Origin of the sequence: Actinomadura bangladeshensis, from assembly GCF_004348335.1 — a bacterium.
Classification (GTDB): Bacteria; Actinomycetota; Actinomycetes; order Streptosporangiales; family Streptosporangiaceae; genus Spirillospora; species Spirillospora bangladeshensis.
The window spans coordinates 1-10,381 of sequence record NZ_SMJW01000269.1 but is presented as its reverse complement, the minus strand read 5'-3'; the positions used below and the strand labels follow the sequence as shown (position 1 = coordinate 10,381).

Below are 10,381 nucleotides of genomic sequence, written 5' to 3'. Positions count from 1 at the left end.
CCTGACGGGCGCCGGCCGGGGTCAGTCTTCGCTCCAGCCGTGTTTGCGGGCGAAGGACAGCAGGCTCTCGCGGAGTTTCACGAGGTGGGCGCCGGTGAGGTCCGGGACGGTGTCGAGGATCAGCTCGGTCAGCTCGATGCGGAGTTCCGTCGCGGTGAGGACGTCGCAGAGGGCCTCGTCGTCGGCCGAGGAGACGCGCCCGCCACCGCCGCCGGAGACGAGGCGGTCGCCGATGACGCTGACGTCGAACGCCTTCAGGCCCCGCTCACCGTCGATGAGCTCGTACTCGACCGACGTCCCGGTGGTGATGAGGCTCTTGTCGTCGTTCAGATCGTTCACGTGGACGAAGACGTCGGGACCGCCCTCGTCGGGGGTGATGAACCCGTACCCGCGAACCTCGTCGAACCGCGCGATCCTGCCCACATGTACCACGACGACATCCTTCACCGAACGCATCTGCACCATCTGCACCGGAATGCGCGGTGGGCTCTCCGGTCGCGCCACGTCGTTCCGGCCGTCTGCCTCCAGAGTAGCCAAGGAGCCGTCCGGCGTGCGGGAGGCCGATGCCGGACGGGCCCGGCGGCGTCCTAGCCGGACCGGTCCGGGCGGTAGGCGGCCAGGGCCGGCTCGCCGTGGTCCAGGTCGGCGGCGATCAGGTCGGCCAGGTGGGGGCCGAGCGTCATGCCGCTGTGGGTGACGGCGGTGTAGAGACCGGGCAGGTGCCGCCCCACGAGTGGGCGCCCGTCCAGCGGGAGCGGCCGGACGCAGCGCCGCACCGCCTCCAGGCCGGCCGTGAACCCGGGCAGGAGCGCGCGGGCGCGGCGGAGCAGTTCGGCGCCGCGGGCGTCGAGGTCGGCCGCCGGAGTCGCCAGGTCGGTGGCGCCGTCCAGGTCGGCGGCCTCCAGGACGAGGCCCTGCGACGGCGTCGGGCGCAGGTCGAGGCCGGGGGAGTGGACGACCCCGTTGACCAGGCCGGGCGCCGGGGTGGTGGTGGCGGTGAGGCCGGGCGCGGACGACCCGGGCGCCTCGGCGTCCACCAGGGGCAGGCCGAGGCCGGCGGTGGCGAGGAGCGCGGGGCTGTGCCGGCCCGCCGCGCAGACCGTGAGGTCGGCGGCCAGGTCCTCGCCGGTGCCGAGCCGGACGCCGGTGACGCGCTCGCCGCGCAGGGTGAGCCGGGTCGCCGGGGAGCCGGTGACCAGCCGCGCTCCGGCCTCGCGGGCCCGTGCGGTGAGGGCCGCGACGGCGCCGGGGCCGTGCGCCCAGCCCTCCCCGGGGTAGTGGGCGATGACCGCCCCGGCCGCCGGGCGCAGGGACGGTTCGATGCCGCGCAGCCGGTCGGCGGTGACCAGCGCGGCCGGGTAGCCGAGGGCGGACAGCCGGGCGACCCGCTCGGCCAGCCGGTCCCGGTCCGGGGCCGCGGTGGCCCAGGCGGTGTTGCCGGAGACGCGGAACCAGTCCGGGTCGCCGAACTCGCCCGCGAGGCGCCGCCAGGCGCCGAGCGCCGCGACGCGCAGCGAATGGTAGGCGGGGTCTTCCGGGTCGTTGGCGTTGAGCCAGGCGAAGCCCGCTCCGGAGGCGCCCGCGGCGGGCCGGTCCTGTTCGACCAGCGTCACCTCGGCGGCGTTCGCCCCGCCGGTGAGCCGGTCGGCGAGCGCGGCGCCGATGATCCCGCCGCCGACGATGAGGATGCGCACGCCCTCCAGCGTCGCATCTCCGGACCGGATCGTCAGCCGCGCCAGCCGAGCATTTCCTTGGCGGCGTCGGACATCATGCCGGGCTCCCAGACCGGGTCCCACACGAACTCGGTCTCGACGTCGTCGACGCCGGGCGCGCCCCACAGCGTGGTGCGGATCGTGTCCTCGAAGTAGTCGTTGAGCGGGCAGGCCGGGGTGGTCATGGTCATCCGGATGCGCGCCACGCCGTCGGTCACGCCGACGCCGTAGACGAGGCCGAGGTCGATGATGTTGACCCCGAGCTCGGGGTCCAGGACCTCGCGCAGCATCTCCCGGAGCAGCTGCTCGTCGGGAGTGCCGGCGAGCCATGCCGTCATCGGCCGTCCCGTGGTCGCGGGCTCGCTCATGTCATCACGTCCTCTCCATCCCTAGTTTTTACAGAGCCTGTTGTATAAAAACAAGGGAGAGCCGAGGAGTGAGGGAGAGGCCACATGGCGAGCGAGACGCTGGCGGCGGCGCTGGAGCGCGAGCACCGCGAGATCGACGCGGGGATCGAGGCGTTCACGGCGAGCGGCGGGCAGGAGACCGGGCCGCTCAAGCGCGCGCTGGACGCGCTGCGCCGGCACATCTACCTGGAGGAGGAGTTCCTGTTCCCGCCGCTGCGGGACGGCGGCCTGATGGCCCCGGTGTTCGTGATGCTGCGCGAGCACGGTGAGATCTGGCGCGCGATGGACCGGCTGGAGGGCGAGCTCGGCGGCGAGGCCGGGCAGGCCACGGCGCGCGAGCTGCTCGCCATCCTGGAGCGGCACAACTCCAAGGAGGAGCCGATCCTCTACCCGCAGGCGGACGCGGTGCTGACGCCCGAGGCGGCCGAGCGCCTGCACGGGTTCATCGCCTCCGGCCGCACCCCCGAGGGCTGGGTCTGCCAGGGTGCCGGCGCGTGAGGCATGGCGAAGGGGCCCGGTCGCGATGACCGGGCCCCTTCCTCGCCGCTCAGGCGGCGGCGGTGCGGCCGATGCGGACCCGCCAGGTCTCCGGCCCCTCCTCCAGGTAGTCCCAGGTGAACTCGCCGTCGTGCTCGGCGGCGAACTGGTAGTACAGCGGCTTCGGGTCGTGGTCGTTGATCAGCACGAAGCCCTCCCCGGCGCCGAGGCCCGTCCACGTCTCGAAGATGAGCGTGTGGCGGCGCGCGGGGGCCTCGGAGCGGACGTCGAGCGGACGGTCCTCAGCGGTCATGGCGGTCTCCTTCGCGGTGTCGTGTCGTTCGCCCTCGGGCAGGCGGGCCAGGTAGTGCATGACGCCGTTGATGCGCTCGGCCTCGGCGGGATGCTCGTGGCGCAGCGCCGACCAGGCGTCGGCGGCGAGCCGGCTCGCGTGGTCGGGATGCCCTGCCTGCCCGAGCGCGCGGACCGCGCGCGAGAGCAGCCGGGTGAGCGCCGCCACCGGTTCCGGGGCCGCGGCGGGGCGGTCGGCCGTGGTCGTCGGACCCACCTCCCTCCGGGTTTGTCCAACCCTGGATTGTTTATACAAGGACAGTAGTGCAAAATAGGTTCCGCTATCAACGTCGCCGAGGAGACAGCCGTGACCTACGTGATCGGTGAGCCGTGCATCGATGTGATGGACCGCGCCTGCGTGGACGAATGCCCCGTCGACTGCATCTACGAGGGCGAGCGCTCGCTCTACATCCACCCGGACGAGTGCGTCGACTGCGGCGCCTGCGAGCCGGTCTGCCCGGTCGAGGCGATCTACTACGAGGACGACCTGCCGGCCGCCCTGGAGCCCTACCGCGAGGACAACGCGCGGTTCTTCAGCGAGACGCTGCCCGGCCGCGACGCGCCGCTCGACACGCCCGGCGGCGCCACGAAGCTGGGCGCGATCGGGGTCGACACGCCCCTGGTCGCGTCCCAGCCGAAGCGCGAAGAGGCGAGCCGCTCCTGACCCCGCGCGTCACGGGCGCTCCCGCGGGCGCTTGCGCGGACCGCAGCCGGCTCCGCGAGACGCCCGCCCGCGTCGCAGCCGGCCTCGCCGGACACGGGTCCGGGCCGGCGCTGGACGCCGGCCCGGACCCGATCGAACGCGCGGTCTAGACGTTCTTGCGCATGACCGCCACGCCCATCGCGGCGGCGCCGAAGACGACGGCGACCGCCCCCGCCACGACGTTGCTCCAGATGGTCGAGGTCGTCGCCATGTCACCGGCCACCACCCAGGGGGCGATGATCGTCCAGACCCCCACGACCGGGGCCGCCCAGGTCATCGTGTGGGTGCGGCCGTAGGCGGACGCGAAGCCGGCGGCCAGCAGGGCCAGCGCGACCCCCATGATCAGGTTGTTGACCGCGAGGTTCGTCCGCCCGCCGAACCCGACGATCCAGGGCGACGCCGCCAGGTACAGGCCGGCGAGGGCGATCACCCCGGTCACGCCCCGCGCGACGGGGGTCGTTTTTACGACCCCGCCTTGACCGGCACTCATGGATGTGCTGACCCGACACTCGGCGAGATGGGCCGATGTGCCCGGTGGGACGGGGGAGCAGGGATAGCATGTCGGCGAAGATCGGTTGTGTCGGACAACATGCGAATCGGTGGGGTTGCGGTGGCGGAGAACGATCCACGATCCGAGTGGCCGGGCGACCGCGCACCGTCCCTCGACCTGCGGACCGACGTCCCGCACTCGGCCCGCATGTACGACTACTACCTCGGCGGCAAGGACAACTACGCCGCCGACCGCGCCGCCGCCGAGCAGGTCCTGGAGATCTTCCCGGACGTGGCGACCGGCGCCCGCGCGAACCGCCGCTTCCTCGGCCGCGCGGTCCGGCTCGCGGCCGGCATGGGCATCCGGCAGTACCTCGACATCGGCACGGGCATCCCGGCGTCCGACAACACCCACGAGGTCGCCCAGGCCGTCGCCCCCGACTCCCGCGTCGTCTATGTCGACAACGACCCGATCGTCCTGACGCACGCGCGCGCCCTCCTCGCCGGGACGGCCGAGGGCCGCACCGCCTACCTGGACGCCGACTTCCGCGACCACGAGAAGATCCTCGGCGCGCCGGAGACGCGCGAGCTGATCAACTTCACGCAGCCGGTCGCGCTGCTGACCGTGGCCCTCCTGCACTTCGTCCCGGACGAGGACGAGCCGGGCGACATCCTGGAGCGCTACAAGGCCGCCCTGCCCCCCGGCAGCGTGATGATCTTCTCCCACTCCACCACCGACCTCGTCGACGACCCGGAGGAGGCCGCGCGCGTCGTCGCCACCTACCGGGCCGGCGGGGTGAACCTGACCCCGCGCACCCGCGACCGCGTCACCGGGTTCTTCGCCGGCTGGGACCTCCTCGACCCGGGCGTCGTCCCGGTCACCGACTGGCGCCCCGACGGCAACCCCCACGACGCCGCCCTCACCCAGGCCCAGGCCGGCGCCTTCGGCGGCGTCGCCGTCAAACCCGCCTGACCAGGTCCGGCACACCTGCCGGTTCCGCCCCCTACCGCCGGTGCGCGGCGGCCAGGATGGGCGCATGGACCACGTGTCGAGCATCCTCTACCGGGCCTGGACGGGGGCGGTGGAGCGCGCGGACGTCCACCGCGCGCTCGACGGCCTCCCGGTCCCCGGGCGGGTCGAGCTCCGGTCGAGGTACCTGCATCTGCGCGACGCGTCGGCGGTGCTGCCCGCGACCCTCGGCGAGCCGCTCGACGAGGCGAGCTGGGAGGAGATCGTCCGGCTGGAGCACGAGGGCGACGCCGCTCTCGGCCGCTCCCCGAACGAGGCCGCCGGGCCGTTCCGCGAACTGGCCGGCCTGGAGCACTCCGCGCGGCTGAGGGTCGTCACCGTCCACGCGCTGTTCGGCCTGGGCGACGCCGCCAGGCAGCTGGACGACGACCGGTGCCTCGACCTGTTCGGCGAGGCGATCGACGTCGCCCGCGCGGACGGCTACCGTCCCGGCCTGGTCCGCGCCCTCGTCTCGTGCGGCTACGCGCTGATGGTGAAGGCCGCGCTGGTGGAGGCCGGCGCGCACTTCGAGGAGGCGGCCCGGCTGGCGGCGGAGCTGGACGACCGCACCTACCGGGCCAACGCGCTGCTCGGCCTCGGCGAGACCAGGATGCGGCAGCGGGACCTGCCCGCCGCGCGGCGGGACATGTGGGCGGCCCGCCGCGCCTTCGCGCGGCTCGGCTCGCCCATCGGCCTCGGCAACGTCCACGAGCGGCTCGCCTCGGTGTTCAAGAGCGAAGGTCGCCTGCGGGACGCCGCCGACATGCTGCGCGAGGCCGAGATCAACTTCGAGGCGGCGGGAACGGTCATCGGACGGGTCAACGTCCTGGAGCAGCTCGGCGATGTCGCGGTGGCCGACGCCCGGTACGGCGAGGCGGAGGAGGCGTACCGGGCGGCCGAGCGGGAGGCCGCCCGGCACGGCTACCGGCGCGGCCGGCTCAACGCGCTGGACGGCCTCGCCCGGACGGCCAGGGAGCAGGGCGACTGGACGGCGGCCGAGGCCCGCTACCGCGAGGCCCTGGACGGGTACCGGGACATGGAGGACGTCGTCGGCACCGTCCGCGCCTTCGACGGGCTCGCGCTGAGCCGCGGGGCCAACGCCGGGCCGGCGGCGGAACTGGCCGAACGCGTCCGGTCGGTCCAGGAGCTGGAGCGGCTGCGGGCGGGCAGCGGCCGCCACGACGTCCAGGTGGAGTACCGGAACCGGTTCACCGGGATGTACGGGGCGGCGCTGCGCTGCGCGGTCGACCTCGCCGACCTGGACGCCACCGTCTACCTGCTGGAATGCCTCGCCGGACGGCGCCTGGCCGGGATGGTGGAACAGGACGCCCGGGTCCCGGCCGACGGGCTCGCCGCCCACATGCTGGCCCGCGCCGACCAGCGCCTCCTCGGCAGACTGCCGCCGGCGGACGGGACGTCCCGGCAAGAGCGAGTGAAACGGCTGCTGGGCGCCACCGCCCTGCGCGAGGGCCTCGCCGGCCAGGCCGCGGCCGAGGCCGACGACGCGGCCGCCGCCCTGTACCTGCCCGCCGACCCTGCCGAGGCGGGCGACCTGCTGGGCGCGGTGCCGCCCGGCTGCCACGTCCTGTTCTGCGGGTACGGCCTGACCGGCACGCCGGAGCCGGAACTGGCCTGGCTGTGGCGCGCCCCGTCCGGGGCCACCGCCTGCGGCCGTGCCCCCGCGACCGGGCATCTCCGCCGGCTGGTCGACCTCGCCGCGGCCCCGACCGTCGCGGAACGCCTCGGCCCGTCCGTGCGCGGCCCCTCCTGGGAGGACGTCCTGCCACCCGGCCTGGCCGAGGCCCTCGACGGCACCGAACCCGCCGACCTCGTCGTCCTGCCGATCGGCGCGCTGTGGCGGCTGCCGTGGCCCGCCGTCCGGCTGCCGTCCGGGCGCGTCCTGGCCGGGCACGCCCGGCTCAGGCTCTGCCCGTCGCTGACCGTGCACCGCGCCCTCGTACGCCGGACGGCCGGGGAAACGGCGTCCACGGGCGGGCGGATGTCCTGGCGGAACCCGGACCTGTCCGCCCACCAGCTCGCGGCCGCGGCTGCCTGGCGGACGGCGTCGGGCCCGTCCGACGTCCGGACGGCGCTGCTGGAGGGCGGCCCCGACCTGCTCGCCGTCGTCGCGCACGGCCGCCACAACGGCGGCGCCGGCTACCTGGAGCTCGCGCCCGGGGAGGTGCTGCCGCTCGCCGACATGCTGGCGGCCCGCCCGCCCCGGCGGCTCGCGCTGGTGTGCTGCTGGGGCGGCGCCCCGCCCGGAGAGATCCCCGCCGACCCCGTCTCGTTCGGCCTGGTGTCGCTGCTGCGCGGCAGCCACGAGGTGCTGTCCTGCCTGGACGAGCTGGCCGACACCGCCGAGGCGACCATGCTCGTCAACCGGATCCTGCACCGCCTCGACCGCCTGCCCCTGCCCGAAGCGGTGCGGGACGCGTCCGAGAACCTGTTCAAGCACCCCGCCCTGCGCGACCAGGCCCTCTACCACTGGGCGCCGCTCGTATGCCTGGGCGCCTACACCGAGGGGGACGCCCGATGACCACGCCCATGCCCTGGAACGCGGACGACGCGTACGACTACACCTGGACCGAGAAGGCGTACGACCTCCTCCTCGCCGGCCGCATCAAGGCGGAGGTGAAGGTCGTCGACGGCGTCGAGGTCAGCGTCGTCACCGGCCCCTGCCCCCGGTGCGAGCACGACTTCACCGACGACCAGGTCCACACGGCCGTCACCGAGCGGGGCACACTCGGCGCCGGCGAGGTCGAGTCCGCGTTCAAGGAGATCGACCTGCGGTGCGACTGCGGGCGGGAGCACCCCGACCGTCCCGAGAACGGCAAGGGCTGCGGCATCGCCTACCGGGTCCCCGCGACCGTCCGGACGCCATGACGACGCCGCCGAAGCCCGCCCGCGGCCCCGACCCGGCCGCGATGCGCGACGCCGACGAGTTCGCGGCGCTGACCGCCGAGTCCGTCCGGAACGTCCGGGAGAGCGCCGAACGCTGGCGCACCGGCATGGCCGCCCTGGTCACCCTCGTCACGACCGCGCTCCTGCTGAAGGGACCGGAGAAGGCCGCCGACCTGCCGGTCCGCTGGCGCCTCACGCTGACGATCCTGCTCGGCCTCGGCCTGGTGCTGGCCATCGCCGCGTTGTGGCGCGCGTTGCAGGCCGCCGCCGGCGAGCCCGGCCTCGTGCGGCTGGCCGACATCCGCGCCCGCCACGGCACCGTCACCGCGTTCCGCGTGGCCCAGGCGCAGCGCGCCGCCGTCCAGCTCACGCACGCCCGCTGGCTCCTCGTCCCGGCCCTGAGCCTGCTGGTGGCCGGCATGCTCACCTGGTGGTGGGCGCCCGCGAACCCCGCCAAGCCGCTGATCAGCATCGATTACCGCCCGCCGGGCGCGTCCGGCACCAAGACGGCCTGCGGCGAACTGGCCTCCGCCGACGCTCGGACGGCCGTCGTGAAGCAACCGGGGACGTCCCGTCCGACCACGATTCCCTTTGCCCAGATAGAGAACATGCGCGTCCCCACCGCCTGCCCGTGAAGGCGGCGGGGGCTCAGCCGACGCCGGCGGCCACCGAGCGACGTCCCGGGTCAGATGTGGGCTCTGATCTGCTTGACGGGGTGGCCGAGCGCCTTGGCGATGGCGGCCAGGTCCTCGTCGTCGAACCAGGTGCGTTCGGGGTTCCAGATCGCGATCTCGAAGCGGGCGAAGCCGCACGGCCAGTGATAGTCCAGGACGTCCAGCGATGTGGCGGCGCCGCAGCAGGGCACCGTCACGGCCAAGGTGGCGAAGCCGTCCGCACTGTGGGATTCGAGCAGGTCGGCCCACCATTCGGTGTCGATCGGGCCGCCGCAGTGCGGGCAGCCGATGCGCTCCAGATTGCCGCCGCAGTCGACGGGCGTGAGGGTGTCGTGCCAGGTGACGTCGATGTCGACGTCCACGCCGCCGGGAACGCCGGGAGCCAGGTCCGCGGCGAGCCCGGCGGCGCGCTCGGCCGCCGGCCGGGCAGGCTGCCACTGCGGGTCCGTCGGAATGACCGACAGGACGTCGTCGCTCATGGGGGGCTCACCTTGTCGGGACGGCATCTGCGCGGGCATCGCGATCTTAGCGACCGGAGGCTTCGCGTCGGCGCCCGTCGGCGAGCTGCCCTGGGCAATTCGTAGAGGCTGGTTCAGCCGTTGCGCTCAGTGCCGCGGTCGGGTGCGCTCATGTCTCCCGTGCCGGGCGTGCCCTCGGCGAGTCCGTAGCGCAGGTACACCGTCCCCTTCGGGCTGGCCGTCGGCGGTTCGAGGAGCGTGACGTTCGCCGGGACCGCGCCGCCGTCGAACACCTTCTTCCCGACGCCGAGCACGATCGGGTGCACCCAGAGGTCGAGGCGGTCGAAGAGCCTCTCTCGCAGGAGGGTCTGCACCAGGTTCAGGCTGCCGACGACCTTGATGTGCTCGTGCCGGTCGCGGATCTCGCGGATTGCGTCGCCCAGGTCCGGGCCGAGCTGCGTGGACCCCGCCCACGAGAGGTCGGGCCTGCCGCGCGACGCCACGTACTTGGGGATGCTGTTGAAGAGCGTGGCGATGTCGTTGTCCTGGCCGCCCTCCTGGTGCGGCCAGTAGGCGGCGAAGATGTCGTACGTGCGGCGGCCGAGCAGCAGGGCGTCGGTGCCCTCGTACGCCGCGCCGACCTGCGCGCCCTCGACCTCGTCCATCAGGGGCGCCTGCCAGCCGCCGAACGGGAACCCCACCGGGTCCTCGTCGGGACCGCCGGGCGCCTGCCCGACCATGTCGAGGGTCGCGAACATCTCGATGTGAATGAGGCCCATGATCTACTCCCGATGAAGGCGTTGCCCGGTCGATGGTGTGGACCTGCGGGCACCCGCAGACTCATCGCCGCGACGGCACCCGATCTGGACGCGCGCAGCACGGCGCCCGCTCGCACGACCAGGCCGGGACACCGAACCGGCACTCTCCGCTCACGATAGATCACGGACCGTCTCTAGCGCGGCGTGTGCAGCACGGAGACTGAGGCGGCGGCTTGAGGGTCAGCGGCGGGCGCGAGCGTTGAAGATGGTCTCGATGAGGGCCTCGGGGTTCGGGGCGTTGACGATCCGCCATTGCGTGCCGCCGGGGACGAGCGCCCACCACTCCTTCGTGTGGGTGCCCCACCAGCAGATGACGCCGGAGCGGTCTTGCAGGTCGGCGAACGTTGCTGCGTGGGGCTGGTCAGAGTGAGGGCGGGGG

At 73.9% G+C, this 10,381-nt stretch carries 14 protein-coding genes; 6 read left to right on the top strand and 8 right to left on the bottom strand.

From position 1 onward, the window contains the following. Positions 1-21: 21 nt before the first annotated feature. From E1284_RS33940 to E1284_RS33930, 3 genes are all read right to left on the bottom strand, one after another. On the bottom strand, positions 22-456 hold the full coding sequence (locus E1284_RS33940; protein WP_131944254.1) for a cold-shock protein: 435 nt from the start codon (positions 454-456) through the stop codon (positions 22-24). Positions 457-587: 131 nt separating this feature from the next. Next, the gene (locus E1284_RS33935; RefSeq protein WP_165965532.1) at positions 588-1,694 is read right to left on the bottom strand and encodes an NAD(P)/FAD-dependent oxidoreductase; all 1,107 of its coding nucleotides are present in this window, start codon (positions 1,692-1,694) and stop codon (positions 588-590) included. Between the two features lie 32 nt (positions 1,695-1,726). Further along, positions 1,727-2,080, bottom strand: a complete 354-nt coding sequence (locus E1284_RS33930) for a metal-sulfur cluster assembly factor (protein ID WP_207924105.1) — start codon at positions 2,078-2,080, stop codon at positions 1,727-1,729. An 84-nt stretch (positions 2,081-2,164) separates the two neighbouring features. Here E1284_RS33930 and E1284_RS33925 point away from each other — a divergent pair, with 84 nt between their 5' ends. Continuing rightward, positions 2,165-2,617 (top strand): hemerythrin domain-containing protein, encoded by a 453-nt coding sequence (locus E1284_RS33925; protein ID WP_131944252.1) that lies wholly within the window; start codon positions 2,165-2,167, stop codon positions 2,615-2,617. Positions 2,618-2,666: 49 nt separating this feature from the next. On the opposite strand, the gene E1284_RS42690 is transcribed toward E1284_RS33925, so the two are convergent. Further along, positions 2,667-3,164 carry a DUF2249 domain-containing protein gene (locus tag E1284_RS42690; RefSeq protein ID WP_207924104.1) on the bottom strand — a complete coding sequence of 166 codons (498 nt, stop codon included), beginning with the start codon at positions 3,162-3,164 and terminating at the stop codon, positions 2,667-2,669. A gap of 90 nt (positions 3,165-3,254) precedes the next feature. Between E1284_RS42690 and fdxA the strand changes: the two genes are divergently transcribed. Beyond that, positions 3,255-3,611 carry a ferredoxin gene (gene fdxA / locus E1284_RS33915; protein WP_131944251.1) on the top strand — a complete coding sequence of 119 codons (357 nt, stop codon included), beginning with the start codon at positions 3,255-3,257 and terminating at the stop codon, positions 3,609-3,611. A 145-nt stretch (positions 3,612-3,756) separates the two neighbouring features. Here fdxA and E1284_RS33910 read toward each other — a convergent pair whose 3' ends face one another. Continuing rightward, on the bottom strand, positions 3,757-4,089 hold the full coding sequence (locus tag E1284_RS33910) for an SPW repeat protein (protein ID WP_207924103.1): 333 nt from the start codon (positions 4,087-4,089) through the stop codon (positions 3,757-3,759). A 171-nt stretch (positions 4,090-4,260) separates the two neighbouring features. On the opposite strand from E1284_RS33910, the gene E1284_RS33905 reads away from it, so the two are divergent. From E1284_RS33905 to E1284_RS33890, 4 genes are all read left to right on the top strand, one after another. Then, positions 4,261-5,112, top strand: a complete 852-nt coding sequence (locus E1284_RS33905; protein WP_243714910.1) for an SAM-dependent methyltransferase — start codon at positions 4,261-4,263, stop codon at positions 5,110-5,112. A gap of 64 nt (positions 5,113-5,176) precedes the next feature. Then, complete coding sequence (locus E1284_RS33900; protein WP_131944248.1) at positions 5,177-7,687, top strand: CHAT domain-containing protein; 2,511 nt, start codon at positions 5,177-5,179, stop codon at positions 7,685-7,687. Then, positions 7,684-8,034 (top strand): hypothetical protein, encoded by a 351-nt coding sequence (locus tag E1284_RS33895; RefSeq protein WP_131944247.1) that lies wholly within the window; start codon positions 7,684-7,686, stop codon positions 8,032-8,034. Before E1284_RS33900 ends, E1284_RS33895 begins: the two co-directional genes overlap by 4 nt. Then, positions 8,031-8,687 carry a hypothetical protein gene (locus tag E1284_RS33890; RefSeq protein WP_131944246.1) on the top strand — a complete coding sequence of 219 codons (657 nt, stop codon included), beginning with the start codon at positions 8,031-8,033 and terminating at the stop codon, positions 8,685-8,687. The genes E1284_RS33895 and E1284_RS33890 overlap by 4 nt, the downstream gene beginning before the upstream one ends. Before the next feature lie 50 nt (positions 8,688-8,737). Here the strand turns inward: E1284_RS33890 and E1284_RS33885 are convergent, their stop codons facing one another. The 3 genes from E1284_RS33885 to E1284_RS41985 form a co-directional block, all read right to left on the bottom strand. Further along, on the bottom strand, positions 8,738-9,205 hold the full coding sequence (locus E1284_RS33885; RefSeq protein ID WP_131944245.1) for a hypothetical protein: 468 nt from the start codon (positions 9,203-9,205) through the stop codon (positions 8,738-8,740). A 113-nt stretch (positions 9,206-9,318) separates the two neighbouring features. Beyond that, positions 9,319-9,963, bottom strand: coding sequence for a dihydrofolate reductase family protein (locus tag E1284_RS33880; RefSeq protein WP_131944244.1), 645 nt, complete (start codon positions 9,961-9,963; stop codon positions 9,319-9,321). 219 nt (positions 9,964-10,182) lie between these two features. Continuing rightward, positions 10,183-10,381 (bottom strand): hypothetical protein (locus E1284_RS41985; protein WP_165965531.1); only part of this gene is annotated, 199 nt, incomplete at its 5' end.

Excerpts from the sequence above, each read along its gene's own strand:
- E1284_RS33940 (WP_131944254.1), bottom strand. The coding sequence starts at position 456 with ATGCGTTCGGTGAAGGATGTCGTCGTGGTACATGTGGGCAGGATCGCG.
- E1284_RS33930 (WP_207924105.1), bottom strand. The coding sequence starts at position 2,080 with ATGAGCGAGCCCGCGACCACGGGACGGCCGATGACGGCATGGCTCGCC.
- E1284_RS33925 (WP_131944252.1), top strand. The coding sequence starts at position 2,165 with ATGGCGAGCGAGACGCTGGCGGCGGCGCTGGAGCGCGAGCACCGCGAG.
- E1284_RS33900 (WP_131944248.1), top strand. The coding sequence starts at position 5,177 with ATGGACCACGTGTCGAGCATCCTCTACCGGGCCTGGACGGGGGCGGTG.
- E1284_RS33895 (WP_131944247.1), top strand. The coding sequence starts at position 7,684 with ATGACCACGCCCATGCCCTGGAACGCGGACGACGCGTACGACTACACC.
- E1284_RS33890 (WP_131944246.1), top strand. The coding sequence starts at position 8,031 with ATGACGACGCCGCCGAAGCCCGCCCGCGGCCCCGACCCGGCCGCGATG.
- E1284_RS33885 (WP_131944245.1), bottom strand. The coding sequence starts at position 9,205 with ATGAGCGACGACGTCCTGTCGGTCATTCCGACGGACCCGCAGTGGCAG.
- E1284_RS33880 (WP_131944244.1), bottom strand. The coding sequence starts at position 9,963 with ATGGGCCTCATTCACATCGAGATGTTCGCGACCCTCGACATGGTCGGG.